Here is a 13903-nt window from a genome sequence, read left to right as displayed (position 1 = left end):
GCTGGCTCAGGGAGAGCATTATCCCTGAGCGGCTCACCATCAACAGCGATCGACTGAAAACGCGATCACCTCACTGAGCTGTGACGCTTTCAGTGCCAGCATCACCATGCGATCCACCCCCAGCGCCACACCGGAGCACTCCGGCATACCATGCGCCAGGGCGTCAAGCAGATAGCTGTCAATCGGCTGCTGAGGCAGACCACGAGCGGCGCGTTTGCGGTTATCCTGCTCAAAACGCTGGCGCTGTTCGCGGCTGTCGGTCAGTTCACGAAAACCATTGGCTAATTCCATTCCCCTGAAATAGACCTCAAAACGCTGAGCTACCCGATGATCTTCCGTACTGATCTCCGCCAGGGCCGCCTGAGTTGCCGGAAAGTGATAAACGAAGGCCGGCTTTTCTTTACCAATCTGTGGTTCAACCCCGATGACAAACAGTAGTTGCAGCAGGGTATCGCGATCTTCTTCCCGGTTAGCCAGGTCGCCCACACCCAGCCTGTCGGCTACCTCGCGCAGCTGGGCCTTATCGGCCGACAGCGGATCAATCTCCAGATGACGGATAAACGCCTGCTGATAGGAAAGCGTTTCCGCCGGGGCACATTCCAGCACCTGCTGAAGCAGATCGTCCACTTCATTCATTAACCGGTACATATCGTAATGCGGCCGATACCATTCCAGCATGGTGAATTCGGGATTGTGATGGCGTCCGGCTTCTTCATTACGAAAACTGCGACACAGCTGGAAAATGGGGCCACTGCCCGCAGCCAGCAGACGCTTCATATGGTATTCCGGGCTGGTCATCAGATAGAGATCCAGGCCGTCAGCGGCTCCCGGACCAACAAAGCGCGTCTGAAAAGGAAACAGATGGATATCGGTCACAGTCGCCTGGCTCATCGCCGGGGTTTCTACTTCCAGCACCCCACGATCGGCAAAAAAGCGCCGTATTTCAGCGATAATTGCCGCCCGTTTTAATAAATTGGCGATGGGCGCGCTCGGCAACCAACTGGCCGTATCGCTCATAGTTTCTACTCCTCATTTAGCAGGGTGAAGCAGTCTACCCGAGCAGGCAGCGACAAACAAATCTGTGTGGATAAATTAAGCATCGTCGTTTATCGCCTGCGCAGCAAGCGACGCGCTGCGGTAAAAAACGCAGGAACGATCGTATTTTTGACGCTTATTTCGCACGCAAATACCTGAACACATCAAGTTTGCAGTTAACCGGCAGTCTTATACTGTCCACCCCGGAAACAGGGGGCTTTCCCCTCATCCTCTATTCTGACAGGAAGAACATCGTGCAAACTTATACTGCCGATCTGGTGATTGTCGGCGCTGGCGGGGCGGGACTCCGCGCAGCTATCGCCGCGGCTGAAGCAAACCCAACCCTGGCTATTGCTCTGGTTTCCAAAGTTTATCCTATGCGCAGCCACACCGTAGCGGCAGAAGGCGGTTCTGCTGCGGTCACCCAGGATCATGACAGTTTTGATCTGCACTTTCAGGATACGGTTTCAGGAGGTGACTGGCTTTGTGAGCAGGATGTGGTGGACTATTTTGTCGAACACTGCCCGCAGGAGATGGCTCAGCTGGAAATATGGGGCTGCCCCTGGAGTCGTCGCCCGGATGGGTCGGTTAACGTACGCCGTTTTGGCGGTATGAAGATCGAACGAACCTGGTTCGCCGCCGACAAAACCGGCTTTCACATGCTGCACACGCTGTTCCAGACCTCGCTGAAATATCCACAAATCACCCGCTTTGATGAGCATTTTGTCCTCGACCTGTTGGTGGATGAGGGGCAGGCTCGCGGGCTGGTAGCGATGAATATGATGGAGGGAACCCTGCTGCAGATCCATGCGGGCGCGGTGGTACTGGCAACCGGCGGCGCAGGAAGGGTCTATCGCTACAACACCAACGGCGGCATTGTCACCGGGGACGGTATGGGGATGGCTTTACGTCATGGTATTGCGCTTCGTGACATGGAGTTTGTGCAGTATCACCCAACCGGCCTCCCAGGCTCTGGCATTCTGATGACCGAAGGCTGTCGCGGCGAAGGTGGCATCATGGTGAATAAGGACGGCTATCGTTATTTACAGGATTACGGCCTTGGCCCGGAAACGCCTCTCGGCCAACCTAAAAACAAATATATGGAGCTGGGACCAAGGGACAAAGTTTCTCAGGCTTTCTGGCACGAATCGCAAAAGGGACGCACCATCCATACCCCGCGTGGTGAAGTGGTTTATCTTGACCTCCGCCATCTTGGAGAGAAGAAACTACAGGAGCGCCTGCCGTTTATTTGCGAACTGAGTAAAGCCTACGGCGGCGTCGATCCGGTTACCAGCCCCATTCCCATCCGTCCCACAGCACACTACACGATGGGTGGCATCGAAACCGATGCCCGGTGTGAAACCCGAATCTGCGGCCTGTTTGCAGTGGGTGAATGTTCCTCGGTGGGACTGCACGGTGCCAATCGTCTTGGTTCTAATTCGCTGGCTGAACTGGTGGTCTTCGGGCGACTGGCCGGAGAGACTGCCGCCGCACGGGCGCTGGAAAACAACAAAACCGCGACGACCAGCCTGCAAGCCCAGGCCAGAGACTGTGAACGGCGGCTGAAAGGGCTGGTTAACCAGCAGGGGGACGAAAGCTGGTCCCGGCTTCGCGATGAGATGGGCCAGACCATGGAAGAAGGCTGCGGCATCTATCGCACCCCGGAGCTGATGGAAAAAACCATCAATAAACTGGCGGAGCTGAAAGAACGCTTCAGCCGGGTACGCATCAGCGATACTTCAAGCGTTTTCAACACCCAGTTGCTCTACAGCATTGAGCTGGGCCACGGGCTGGATGTCGCTGAATGCATGGCCCATTCTGCCTTCCAGCGTAAAGAGTTCCGTGGCGCGCATCAGCGGCTTGATGAAGGCTGCACACAACGCGACGACACGCATTTTCTCAAACATTCTCTCAGTTTCTTCAATCCACAGGGCGCACCCACCATTGCCTGGGACGAGGTCAATATTACCCGTCTGCCACCGGCAAAACGTGTCTACGGTGCCGAAGCAGAAAGTAAGGAGAGCAGTCAGCATGTCTGAACTACCTCGCTGTAAAATTGAAATCCAGCGCTACAACCCGGAAACAGACAAGGTCCCGCGCAGCGAATTTTTCGATGTGCCGTGGGACGAACAGACCTCACTGCTCGATGCGCTGGGTTATATCAAAGACAATCTGGCGTTTGATCTCTCTTATCGCTGGTCATGCAGGATGGCTATTTGCGGCTCCTGCGGCATGATGGTCGACAACGTGCCGAAGCTGGCCTGTAAGACCTTTTTGCGCCATTACCCGAACGGAATGCGTGTTGAGCCGCTGGCTCACTTTCCAGTCGAACGCGACCTGATCGTCGATATGAGCCGCTTTATTGAGAGTCTGGAAGCCATCAGACCTTATATTATCGGTAGCCATCAGGATGCCAGCCGTGGGCCGGGCAAGCAGACGCCTGCACAAATGGCTAAGTAGCATCAGTTTTCCAGCTGTATCAACTGCGGGCTGTGTTATGCGGCCTGTCCACAGTTTGGCCTGAATCCGGAATTTATTGGCCCTGCGGCCATCACCCTCGCCCACCGCTATAACCTTGACAGCCGCGATCGCGGCAAGCGTCAGCGTATGCCGCTGCTGAACAGCGACAATGGCGTCTGGCCCTGCACCTTTGTCGGCTACTGCTCTGAAGTCTGTCCGAAACACGCCGATCCGGCGGCAGCCATCCAACAGAGCAAAGTTGAAAGTGCCAAAGACTTTATGATTGCAACCCTGAGGCCTCAGTAAGGAGCGCGTGATGACCACCAAACGTAATGCTTATCATCGCCCAATGGCCGCCAGTTGGTGGCAAAAATCGGGCTTTTACCGTTTTTACATGCTACGAGAGGGCACCGCCATTCCGGCGCTGTGGTTCAGCATTGAGCTGATTAGCGGGCTGTTTGCACTTAAGCATGGCGCAGAAAGCTGGCAGGGTTTTGTCACCTTTCTTCAGCACCCGGTGGTACTGCTGCTGAATATCTTCTCGCTGGCGGCGGCACTGCTGCACAGTAAAACCTGGTTTGAGTTGGCACCTAAAGCGGCGGTAATCGTTATTGGTGATAAAAAACTATCGCCGGAACCGATCATTAAAGCGCTGTGGGCAGTAACGATCGTCGTCAGCGTTGTCGTGCTGACCGCGACTTTTCTCCAGGAGGTACGATGAAAACAACCACTACCCGTTCTGATGAACCGCTGTTCTGGGGCCTGTTTGGTGCCGGTGGCATGTGGGCAGCCATCGTTTCTCCGGTGCTGGTGCTGCTTATTGGCGTGCTGCTGCCGCTGGGTGTTGGCAGGCAGGCGCTGAGCTACGAACGTATTCTGGATTTTACCGGGAGCTGGCCGGGCCGGGGGCTGATTTTCCTCGCTATTGTGCTGCCCTTATGGTGCGCGCTCCACCGTCTTCATCACGCCATGCACGATCTGAAAATCCACATCCCGGCTGGCAAATGGGTATTTTACGGACTGGCCGCCATTCTGACCGTCGTTACCGTCATCGGCGTGTTAACCCTGTAAATCTCAGGCGGCACTCCTGCCGCCTGGGTGAAAAACACCTATACTCAGGCTGTTCAATAATAAAGGAATAGCTTATGTCTCTGTGGAAAATGCTGGCCGCAGGCGCTGGCGCACTGCTTTCCGTTGCCTGTAGCACCACCCCGCCGAAAGGCGTCGTCCCCATCGAAGGATTTAACGCCTCGCTCTATCTGGGTAGCTGGTACGAAATCGCCAGGCTCGACCACAGCTTTGAGCGCGGTCTGGAACAGGTGACGGCGACCTACAGCAAGCGCGACGACGGTGGCCTGAAGGTAGTAAATCGTGGCTATAACGTCAAAAAACAGCGCTGGCAGGAAAGCACGGGTAAAGCTTACTTTACGGCATCACCCAGCCGGGCATCACTTAAGGTGTCGTTTTTTGGTCCGTTTTATGGTGGCTACAACGTGATAGCGCTGGACAAAGACTATCAGTATGCACTGGTCTGCGGTCCGAATCGCAATTATCTGTGGATCCTTTCGCGACAGCCACAGCTGCCGGAGCAGGTCAAAGAGCAGCTGCTCACACAGGCCCGACAGGCCGGGTTTGACGTGACTAAATTGATTTGGGTAACACAGAAGTGAGATAACGCCGGTGCGATGAAAGCACCGGCGTTTTGCTACTGAGCGCTGCGCTGAATGGCACGACCACCGGCTGATACATCTTCACCCACACCACGCGTGGTGTTGCAGGCAGTCAGCGCCGATGAGAGCACCAGAACGGAAAAGATAGCCACAATACTTTTCTTCAACATGACAATGTCCTTTTAACCAGAAGTAAGATACAGCAACTAAAGCATAGCTGTAATTTGGTCGGACGCGCACATTGCGTACAGTAAAAGTGTTCAGCTGGCGGCGTGCGAAATAGCACCACCCAGATGCTGAACATCCTCACCAAAGCCATGAAAAGTGTTACAAGCGCTCAGCGCGCTGGAGATCATCATTGCCACTGCGATAAAGAGTATCCGCTTCGTCATCTGCTCAGACCCACATAGCCGTAAAAAGGGCCTGACAACAGGCCCGATCATGCGCTTATTTTACGCGAGAGACATATTCAGCAGAACGGGTGTCAACTTTGATCACTTCGCCAATCTGCACAAACAGGGGCACTTTGACCACGGCACCCGTAGAGAGGGTGGCAGGTTTACCGCCAGTACCAGCGGTGTCCCCTTTCAGACCTGGATCGGTATCCACAACTTCCAGCTCGACGAAGTTGGGCGGCAATACCTGGATAGGCTTACCATTCCACAGGGTCACGATACATTCGGCGTTGTCGAGCAGCCATTTCGCGGCATCACCTACGGTTTTAGCTTCAACAGGGTGCTGCTCGAAAGTTTCAGGATGCATAAAATGGTAGAACTCACCGTCGTTGTACAGGTAGTTCAGGTTGGTATCCACTACGTCAGCACCTTCAGCCGAATCGGTAGACTTAAAGGTCTTCTCAACGCGGGAACCGGTCAGCAGACGACGCATTTTCACACGAGCAAATGCCTGGCCTTTGCCGGGTTTGACGAACTCACTTGATTCGACAGCGTAAGGTTCGCCTTCGAACATGATTTTAAGACCGGGACGGAAATCGTTGCTAGAATAAGTCGCCATAAAGGCCCTCTACAATTTAATACTGGTACTTAGCCAAAAAAATGGCAGACATTGTAACCCTAAACATCCCTTCGCGAGAAGAATGGTTGCATCAACTTGCAGATGTAATCACCGATCCAAATGAATTACTGCAACTTTTAGGCCTCGATTCGCACCCGACGCTGGCGATGGGCAGTGACGCGCGCCGCCTTTTTGCCTTGCGGGTACCACGCGCCTTCGCCGCCAGAATGCAAAAAGGCGATCCACAAGATCCTCTCCTGCTTCAGGTGATCACCGCCCGTGAGGAATTTATTGATGCTCCGGGTTACAGCACCGATCCACTCGATGAGCAGAGCAGCGTTGTGCCGGGTTTGTTACATAAATATCGTAACCGTGCGCTGTTACTGGTTAAAGGCGGCTGCGCCGTTAATTGTCGCTACTGTTTCCGCCGCCATTTTCCTTACTCTGATAACCAGGGCAATAAGCGCAACTGGCATCAGGCGCTGGAGTATATCCGACACCAGCCGGAACTGGATGAGATTATTTTCTCCGGCGGCGATCCGTTAATGGCGAAAGATGCCGAGCTGAGCTGGTTAATAGCTGAACTGGAACAGATCCCACATATTAAGAGACTACGTATTCACAGCAGGCTGCCGGTGGTGATCCCCAGTCGTATCACCTTGTCGCTCTGTGAGCTTCTGGCGCAGTCCCGTCTGCAAGTGCTGCTGGTAACACATATCAACCATGCGCAGGAAATTGATGACGAGCTGAGGGACGCTCTGCAACAGTTAAAACGCGCCGGGGTGACGCTACTGAATCAAAGCGTTCTGCTGCGTGGCATCAACGACCAGGCCAGTATCCTCGCCGCGCTGAGTAATGCCCTCTTTGATGCAGGCGTGCTGCCCTACTACCTGCATGTACTGGATAAAGTACAGGGCGCGGCCCATTTTTGGGTTTCTGATGACGAAGCGCGAAGGATTGTGCGCGAACTGTTAGGGCAGGTTTCTGGCTATCTGGTTCCGAAGCTGGCCAGAGAGATTGGCGGAGAGCCGGCGAAAACGCCGCTCGATTTGCAGTTGCGTCAGGTCTGAACCACGTAAAATTGTGTGCCCGACAATCTGAAGGGGCGAGTGCAGATTGATTCGCCCCTTTAACATCCATTCAGCCTGCCCGGTTTATCACGGGCATTTGTAGACCTGGCCGCTCATTTTGCTGTCCAGCGGTGCGAAGCTTGACCAGATAGTTTGGGTGGGGCTGGTTGCGCCATAAATCACATTACCGCCCATTTCAGCAGCCCGGTTACGCAGGTCATTTGCCGCACCACGTAGGGAGCTGCTTTCACCGCCGCCAGCGCCACTCAACCAGTTACTTTGTGCACCGGTCACATTACCCAGCAACTGACAACCGGCGGCAGGTTGTTTGTCGGTAAAGGTCACTCGCTCTCCCGCAGGACTGAGCGTTTTGGAGCTGCTACAGCCTGCCAGCAGCATCGCCGCGACTGAAACTCCCAGCAAAATGTTAATCCGCATTTTTTTCCCCATTATTATCATCAGAGTTCCTGATCGTACCGAACGTCCCGGTTTTTACGTAAGCATCCATTGCTCAGCCAGCTGTCAGAGTATTATTCAGGTCTGTTATTACGCGCTAACTTAGCGCCAGGCCCACCAGGCTATTTTTTTGCCATTTTGAACCTGGGCAGTGCTCACAATCCTTCCGTACTACCTGTACGCTCCGGTTGTTCCGCGCTGTCCGTCTCCAGAGTGACTACAACAATACACGCCCGTTGGGACAGGCTTTTATACTATTTTCCCCGCAAAAAGAAAAACCCCCTGTCAGAGACAGAGGGTTTGTTCTTAGCAAGGTGGGGGGTATTACATCATGCCGCCCATGCCGCCCATTCCACCCATGCCGCCCATACCACCGCCTGCACCTAAGTCAGGCGCATCGCCTTTCGGCAGTTCGGTGATCATGCATTCAGTGGTGATCATCAGACCCGCAACGGATGCGGCGTATTGCAAAGCAGAACGGGTAACTTTGGTTGGATCCAGGATACCGAAGTCGATCATGTTGCCGTATTCTTCAGTCTGCGCGTTATAGCCGTAGTTGCCTTCGCCCGCTTTAACATTGTTAGCAACAACGGAAGGCTCTTCACCAGCGTTGGAGACGATCTGACGCAGAGGCGCTTCCATCGCACGCAGGGCAACTTTGATCCCCACGTTCTGATCTTCGTTCTGACCGGTCAGGCCTGCCAGCACGGCAGCAACGCGCACCAGCGCAACACCACCACCGGCAACCACGCCTTCTTCAACCGCAGCACGGGTTGCATGCAGAGCATCTTCAACGCGCGCTTTCTTCTCTTTCATTTCAACTTCAGTTGCTGCGCCCACTTTCAGCACGGCCACGCCGCCTGCCAGTTTAGCCACACGCTCCTGCAATTTCTCACGGTCGTAATCAGAAGTTGCCTCTTCAATCTGCTGGCGGATCTGAGTCACACGGCCAGAGATAGTCGCTTCTTCACCCACACCATCGATGATAGTGGTGGTGTCTTTGTTGATCACCACACGTTTAGCCTGGCCCAGGTCTTCCAGGGTGGCTTTTTCCAGTTCCATACCGATCTCTTCAGAGATAACAGTACCGCCAGTCAGTACCGCGATATCCTGAAGCATGGCTTTGCGACGGTCACCGAAACCTGGTGCTTTCACCGCAGCCACTTTCACGATGCCACGCATGGTGTTGACCACCAGCGTTGCCAGTGCTTCGCCTTCAACATCTTCTGCAATAATCAGCAGAGGTTTACCGGCTTTAGCGACCGCTTCCAGTACCGGCAGCATTTCACGGATGTTGGAGATTTTCTTGTCGGCCAGCAGAATGAACGGGCTTTCCAGCTCAACTGCACCGGTTTCAGCTTTGTTGATGAAGTAAGGGGAGAGGTAGCCACGGTCAAACTGCATACCTTCAACCACGTCCAGCTCGTCTTGCAGGCCGGTGCCTTCTTCAACGGTGATAACGCCTTCTTTACCGACTTTCTCCATTGCCTGGGCAATCAGTGTACCCACGCTCTCATCAGAGTTAGCAGAGATGGTGCCCACCTGAGCGATAGCTTTGGAGTCAGAGCAAGGAACAGAAAGTTTTTTCAGTTCTTCAACAGCAGCAACCACAGCTTTGTCGATACCGCGCTTCAAATCCATCGGGTTCATACCCGCAACAACGGCTTTCAGACCTTCGTTAACGATTGACTGAGCCAGAACGGTTGCCGTGGTGGTACCGTCGCCTGCCGCATCGTTGGCTTTAGAAGCAACTTCTTTCACCATCTGTGCGCCCATGTTTTCGAACTTATCTTCCAGCTCGATTTCACGCGCAACAGAAACGCCATCTTTAGTGATGGTAGGTGCACCAAAAGATTTATCCAGCACCACGTTACGGCCTTTCGGGCCAAGGGTCACTTTTACCGCGTCTGCCAGAACATTCACGCCACGCAACATTTTTACGCGAGCGTCATTACCGAATTTTACGTCTTTAGCTGCCATTATAAATATCCCTTAAGTTCTTTTCGTTCAGTGAGTCAGGTGCAAATCAGGCTTCAACAATTGCCAGGATGTCGCTTTCAGAAATGATCAGCACTTCCTGGTTGTCGATTTTCTCAGTTTTCGCACCGTAGCCTTCGTTGAAAATAACGACGTCGCCCACTTTAACGTCCAGTGGTTTGACTTCGCCACTTTCCAGAATGCGACCATTACCCACCGCCAGCACTTCGGCACGAGTTGATTTGCCTGCTGCGGAGCCGGTCAGAACAATGCCACCAGCTGATTTAGATTCCACTTCTTTACGCTTGACGATCACACGGTCGTGCAGTGGACGAATTTTCATTGATAGCTCTCCTTTGAGAAATCCAGATCTGTCTTTTGGGATGAACACCGGGCCTCACTGGCACGGTTTCGTGACGAAAGAGATAGGGACAGTGGCTGGGGCTTTCAAGGGCAAAAAAAGAATTTTTTTTCTTCTGTGTCACAAATGAACAAATATTGCGCACGGCTTCACATTAAAAAACAAAAAGGCGGAAAATTCCGCCTTTGAGATTGTTTACCTGTCATCACGGTTATCGTCGTGTTCAAGGCGTTTCGCATCCTTACGCTCATACTCGCCGTCGACGGTAAAGCCGCTCTCCGCACCGGCACCTTGCCCACCCCGCCAGACCCGCAGATGTGGCATCAGTTTCAATGTCAGATGTCGCTGCACCGGCGGCAACAGCAACAGCAAACCCAACAGGTCGGTGAAAAAGCCGGGAAGCAGCAGGAGAAAGCCGGCCAGAATCAGTGACACGCTTTTGATCATTTCGGCAGCCGGACTCTCGCCCGCTGCCAGCTTCTGCTGCATCAGCATGAAGTTTTTCATGCCCTGCTGTTTTACCAGTGAAATTCCCATGCAGGAGCTGACTATCACCAGCAGCATAGTGACCAGCACACCCAGCACATGTGCAACCTGGATAAAGAGGGTGATCTCAATCCACGCCAGAACAAAAAGCACAATAAACGGTATCAGACGCACCGTATTCTCCTGTCAGTCAGGGCCATTCCGCACGGGGCGTAAGGGCAAAAAAGGATAGTCATACTGCATGAGGTTGGCGCCTGAAAGGCATTTTTCAACCACCGCAGAGGAAATTCATGCCAACAGACTGAAACGGGCTTAACCACATAAGCGGCGACGTTATCGTTACAATTAAGCGAAGATAATCGTGTTCCGAAAATTCAAAATGGATAAAATGTTGCCCCGGCGACCTGTGATCGCTTTGTTCGTGATACCCCACTCGCCCAAAAGCGCTGAAAATGATGAAGGGCATTAATAAGAAGGTTCCCATGGCTAATGACATTCGTATCGAAGAAGACCTGCTAGGTATACGCGAAGTCCCGGCGGATGCTTACTACGGTGTTCATACTCTGCGTGCGATTGAAAACTTCTCTATCAGTAACAGTAAAATCAGTGATATACCCGAATTTGTTCGCGGTATGGTGATGGTCAAGCAGGCGGCTGCTATGGCTAACAAAGAATTAAAAACGCTGCCACGCAACATTGCCAATACCATCATTCAGGCCTGTGAAGAGGTGCTGAACAACGGTAAATGCATGGATCAGTTTCCGGTTGATGTTTATCAGGGGGGGGCAGGAACCTCGGTGAATATGAACACCAATGAGGTGCTGGCAAATATCGGTCTGGAACTGATGGGGCATCAGAAAGGGGAATACCAGTTTCTCAATCCAAATGACCACGTCAATAAATGTCAGTCCACCAACGATGCCTATCCGACCGGATTTCGCATTGCGGTTTACTCATCAATTCTGAAGCTTCTGGATGCGATTGGCCAACTGAGCGAAGGTTTTCAGCGCAAGGCCGTCGAATTTAACACCATCCTGAAAATGGGGCGCACCCAGTTGTAGGATGCCGTGCCGATGACCCTGGGCCAGGAATTTCACGCTTTTAATGTGCTGCTCAATGAAGAGATCAAAAACATTCTGCGCACCGCCGAGCTGCTGCTGGAAGTGAACCTGGGCGCCACCGCCATTGGTACGCGCCTCAACACGCCGGATGGGTATCAGCAACTGGCGGTGAAGAAGCTGGCTGAAGTCAGCAAACTGCCCTGCGTACCGGCGGAAGACCTGATTGAAGCCACGTCAGACTGCGGTGCCTACGTGATGGTGCACAGCGCCCTGAAACGTCTGGCGGTGAAATTGTCCAAAATCTGTAACGACCTGCGCCTGCTCTCTTCCGGGCCGCGTGCGGGTCTGAATGAGATCAATCTGCCGGAACTTCAGGCGGGTTCGTCGATCATGCCTGCCAAGGTGAATCCGGTCGTGCCAGAAGTGGTTAATCAGGTCTGTTTCAAGGTGATTGGCAATGACGTCACCGTGACCATGGCTTCCGAAGCGGGACAGTTGCAGCTTAACGTGATGGAACCGGTTATCGGCCAGGCGATGTTTGAATCCGTGGATATTCTGACCAATGCCTGTAGCAATCTGCTGAATAAATGTGTAGACGGCATCACCGCTAACAAAGCGGTATGTGAAGCCTATGTATTCAATTCTATTGGCATCGTGACCTACCTGAACCCGTATATCGGTCACCATAACGGCGATATCGTAGGCAAGATTTGCGCTGAGACGGGCAAAAGCGTTCGCGAAGTCGTACTGGAACGAGGCCTGCTGACCGAAGCGGAGCTCGATGACATCTTCTCTACCCACAATCTGATGTACCCGGCTTACAAGGCCAGACGTTATACAGATGAAGATGAGTAAATTGACAGGTTGAGCCAACCAGGCACGGGCGTTTTCAGAACGACGTGCCTTTTTTGTGGGCGTTTTCCACATATTTTTAACGGTTAATTAGCAAATACATGCAGGGAGAAAAACTATGGTTGTGCCGCAATTAATTATCGTGCTGGCAGCGATCTATCTTGGGGCCAGACTGGGCGGCATCGGTATCGGCTTTGCGGGGGGCGTGGGCACCTTAATCCTCACGCTGGGTTTCCAGATAAAACCCGGCGTCATCCCCAGTGAGGTGATTGAAATCATCATGGCGGTGATCGCCGCCATTGCTGCGATGCAGGTCGCGGGTGGGATGAATTATCTGGTAAGTCTTGCAGAAGGCCTGCTGCGCAGACACCCGAAGCACATTACCCTTGTCGCACCGTTGGTGACCTATGTCATGACCCTGCTGGCCGGTACAGGCCACACCGCCTTTTCAACCCTCCCGGTGATCGCCGAGGTGGCAAAGGAGCAGGGCGTACGCCCTTCCCGTCCGCTGTCGATCGCGGTGGTTGCGTCACAAATCGCCATTACCGCCTCACCAATTTCTGCTGCGGTGGTGTTTCTTTCCGGCATTCTCGAACCGCGAGGCGTCAGTTATCTGGACCTGCTGGCGGTCGCCATTCCATCAACCATGGTGGCTATTTTTCTTGCCGCACTGGTCACCAACTTTCTTGGTTGCGAGCTGAAAGATGATGCGGTTTATCAGCAGCGTCTGGCGGACGGCGAGACGGTGCTACGCGGCACACAGGATGTTGAACCACAGCCCGGTGCCCGGCGCGCCGTGATGCTGTTCCTGCTGGGTATCGTCGCGGTGGTTCTTTACGCCACCGCCATCAGCAAAAACGTTGGACTCATCGCCAACCCTGTATTGCCGCGCAACGACGCGATTGTGGTGTTTATGCTGACCACCGCCGCCCTGATTTGCCTGTGTTGCAAAGTGGATACCGCCAGGATCCTCTCGGCCAGTACCTTCAAATCCGGTATGAGCGCCTGCATTTGTGTGATGGGTGTGGCCTGGCTGGGGGATACCTTTGTAAAAGCGCACATCAGTGATATCCAACAGGTTGCCGGTGAACTGTTAAGTGATCATCCCTGGATGCTGGCAGTCATCCTGTTTTTTGCTTCCACGCTGCTTTATTCCCAGGCGGCCACCACTCAGGCGCTGATGCCCGCCGCCCTTCTGCTGGGTGTATCGCCCGTGACGGCGGTAGCCTCTTTCGCCGCTGTGTCAGCCCTGTTCGTATTACCTACCTATCCCACGCTGCTGGCAGCAGTCGAAATGGATGATACCGGCTCTACCCGGATTGGAAAATTTGTGTTCAATCACCCGTTTATCGTACCGGGTACGCTGGCCATTGTTCTGTCCGTCGCCTGCGGATTTCTGTTTGGCCACCTGTTTCTGTAAACGTTTAAAGATGAGGCGGTGCGCGCTGTCGTGCGGGTTAC

General features: G+C 53.5%; 14 protein-coding genes and 2 pseudogenes. 8 read left to right on the top strand and 8 right to left on the bottom strand.

The genetic code is table 11. The annotated features are described in order from the left end of the window. Window positions 1-39: 39 nt before the first annotated feature. Window positions 40-1017, bottom strand: coding sequence for an elongation factor P--(R)-beta-lysine ligase (gene epmA, locus AC3RPL_RS24805; protein WP_034939947.1), 978 nt, complete (start codon window positions 1015-1017; stop codon window positions 40-42). 272 nt (window positions 1018-1289) lie between these two features. On the opposite strand from epmA, the gene frdA reads away from it, so the two are divergent. The 5 genes and pseudogenes from frdA (at window position 1290) to AC3RPL_RS24780 (ending at window position 5165) form a co-directional block, all read left to right on the top strand. Further along, the gene (gene frdA, locus AC3RPL_RS24800) at window positions 1290-3074 is read left to right on the top strand and encodes a fumarate reductase (quinol) flavoprotein subunit (RefSeq protein ID WP_490741922.1); all 1785 of its coding nucleotides are present in this window, start codon (window positions 1290-1292) and stop codon (window positions 3072-3074) included. Next, window positions 3067-3801: pseudogene (locus AC3RPL_RS24795) on the top strand (succinate dehydrogenase/fumarate reductase iron-sulfur subunit). The gene frdA and the pseudogene AC3RPL_RS24795 overlap by 8 nt, the downstream one beginning before the upstream one ends. 10 nt (window positions 3802-3811) lie before the next feature. Continuing rightward, window positions 3812-4216, top strand: coding sequence for a fumarate reductase subunit FrdC (gene frdC, locus AC3RPL_RS24790; protein WP_379891137.1), 405 nt, complete (start codon window positions 3812-3814; stop codon window positions 4214-4216). Further along, on the top strand, window positions 4213-4566 hold the full coding sequence (gene frdD / locus AC3RPL_RS24785) for a fumarate reductase subunit FrdD (RefSeq protein WP_490741921.1): 354 nt from the start codon (window positions 4213-4215) through the stop codon (window positions 4564-4566). The genes frdC and frdD overlap by 4 nt, the downstream gene beginning before the upstream one ends. A gap of 74 nt (window positions 4567-4640) precedes the next feature. Then, window positions 4641-5165: a lipocalin family protein gene (locus AC3RPL_RS24780; RefSeq protein ID WP_034939961.1), complete on the top strand. Its 525-nt coding sequence runs from the start codon at window positions 4641-4643 to the stop codon at window positions 5163-5165. A 35-nt stretch (window positions 5166-5200) separates the two neighbouring features. Here the strand turns inward: AC3RPL_RS24780 and AC3RPL_RS24775 are convergent, their stop codons facing one another. The 3 genes from AC3RPL_RS24775 to efp all read right to left on the bottom strand — a co-directional run bounded on the left by AC3RPL_RS24775 (window position 5201) and on the right by efp (window position 6179). After that, window positions 5201-5335: an entericidin A/B family lipoprotein gene (locus tag AC3RPL_RS24775; protein WP_034939964.1), complete on the bottom strand. Its 135-nt coding sequence runs from the start codon at window positions 5333-5335 to the stop codon at window positions 5201-5203. Window positions 5336-5425: 90 nt separating this feature from the next. After that, window positions 5426-5557: an entericidin A/B family lipoprotein gene (locus AC3RPL_RS24770; RefSeq protein ID WP_071995050.1), complete on the bottom strand. Its 132-nt coding sequence runs from the start codon at window positions 5555-5557 to the stop codon at window positions 5426-5428. A 55-nt stretch (window positions 5558-5612) separates the two neighbouring features. Then, on the bottom strand, window positions 5613-6179 hold the full coding sequence (efp, locus tag AC3RPL_RS24765; protein WP_034939967.1) for an elongation factor P: 567 nt from the start codon (window positions 6177-6179) through the stop codon (window positions 5613-5615). 41 nt (window positions 6180-6220) lie between these two features. On the opposite strand from efp, the gene epmB reads away from it, so the two are divergent. Beyond that, window positions 6221-7249, top strand: a complete 1029-nt coding sequence (gene epmB / locus AC3RPL_RS24760) for an EF-P beta-lysylation protein EpmB (protein WP_490741920.1) — start codon at window positions 6221-6223, stop codon at window positions 7247-7249. Window positions 7250-7336: 87 nt separating this feature from the next. Here the strand turns inward: epmB and AC3RPL_RS24755 are convergent, their stop codons facing one another. The 4 genes from AC3RPL_RS24755 to AC3RPL_RS24740 all read right to left on the bottom strand — a co-directional run bounded on the left by AC3RPL_RS24755 (window position 7337) and on the right by AC3RPL_RS24740 (window position 10703). Beyond that, window positions 7337-7687 carry a DUF4156 domain-containing protein gene (locus AC3RPL_RS24755; protein WP_034940039.1) on the bottom strand — a complete coding sequence of 117 codons (351 nt, stop codon included), beginning with the start codon at window positions 7685-7687 and terminating at the stop codon, window positions 7337-7339. Window positions 7688-8029: 342 nt separating this feature from the next. Next, the gene (gene groL / locus AC3RPL_RS24750) at window positions 8030-9685 is read right to left on the bottom strand and encodes a chaperonin GroEL (protein WP_034939972.1); all 1656 of its coding nucleotides are present in this window, start codon (window positions 9683-9685) and stop codon (window positions 8030-8032) included. Between the two features lie 46 nt (window positions 9686-9731). After that, a complete protein-coding gene (locus AC3RPL_RS24745; RefSeq protein ID WP_016190751.1) occupies window positions 9732-10025 on the bottom strand; it encodes a co-chaperone GroES in 294 nt (97 codons plus the stop codon). Window positions 10026-10238: 213 nt separating this feature from the next. Then, complete coding sequence (locus AC3RPL_RS24740) at window positions 10239-10703, bottom strand: FxsA family protein (RefSeq protein ID WP_034939976.1); 465 nt, start codon at window positions 10701-10703, stop codon at window positions 10239-10241. A 308-nt stretch (window positions 10704-11011) separates the two neighbouring features. Between AC3RPL_RS24740 and aspA the strand changes: the two are divergent. Both aspA and AC3RPL_RS24730 read left to right on the top strand, forming a co-directional pair. Then, window positions 11012-12445: pseudogene (aspA, locus tag AC3RPL_RS24735) on the top strand (aspartate ammonia-lyase). A gap of 115 nt (window positions 12446-12560) precedes the next feature. Further along, entirely contained in the window at window positions 12561-13862 is a 1302-nt protein-coding gene (locus AC3RPL_RS24730) for an anaerobic C4-dicarboxylate transporter (protein WP_490741919.1), read from the top strand. Window positions 13863-13903: the final 41 nt, after the last annotated feature.

This window comes from Erwinia papayae, from assembly GCF_058241465.1.
This window is presented reverse-complemented; position numbering and strand designations above follow the sequence as displayed.

Bases quoted from the DNA above. Each gene is read 5' to 3' on its own strand.
- efp (WP_034939967.1), bottom strand. From the start codon at position 6,179: ATGGCGACTTATTCTAGCAACGATTTCCGTCCCGGTCTTAAAATCATG.
- frdD (WP_490741921.1), top strand. From the start codon at position 4,213: ATGAAAACAACCACTACCCGTTCTGATGAACCGCTGTTCTGGGGCCTG.
- AC3RPL_RS24780 (WP_034939961.1), top strand. From the start codon at position 4,641: ATGTCTCTGTGGAAAATGCTGGCCGCAGGCGCTGGCGCACTGCTTTCC.
- AC3RPL_RS24770 (WP_071995050.1), bottom strand. From the start codon at position 5,557: ATGACGAAGCGGATACTCTTTATCGCAGTGGCAATGATGATCTCCAGC.
- AC3RPL_RS24755 (WP_034940039.1), bottom strand. From the start codon at position 7,687: ATGCGGATTAACATTTTGCTGGGAGTTTCAGTCGCGGCGATGCTGCTG.
- frdC (WP_379891137.1), top strand. From the start codon at position 3,812: ATGACCACCAAACGTAATGCTTATCATCGCCCAATGGCCGCCAGTTGG.
- epmA (WP_034939947.1), bottom strand. From the start codon at position 1,017: ATGAGCGATACGGCCAGTTGGTTGCCGAGCGCGCCCATCGCCAATTTA.
- AC3RPL_RS24745 (WP_016190751.1), bottom strand. From the start codon at position 10,025: ATGAAAATTCGTCCACTGCACGACCGTGTGATCGTCAAGCGTAAAGAA.
- AC3RPL_RS24775 (WP_034939964.1), bottom strand. From the start codon at position 5,335: ATGTTGAAGAAAAGTATTGTGGCTATCTTTTCCGTTCTGGTGCTCTCA.
- AC3RPL_RS24730 (WP_490741919.1), top strand. From the start codon at position 12,561: ATGGTTGTGCCGCAATTAATTATCGTGCTGGCAGCGATCTATCTTGGG.
- groL (WP_034939972.1), bottom strand. From the start codon at position 9,685: ATGGCAGCTAAAGACGTAAAATTCGGTAATGACGCTCGCGTAAAAATG.
- epmB (WP_490741920.1), top strand. From the start codon at position 6,221: ATGGCAGACATTGTAACCCTAAACATCCCTTCGCGAGAAGAATGGTTG.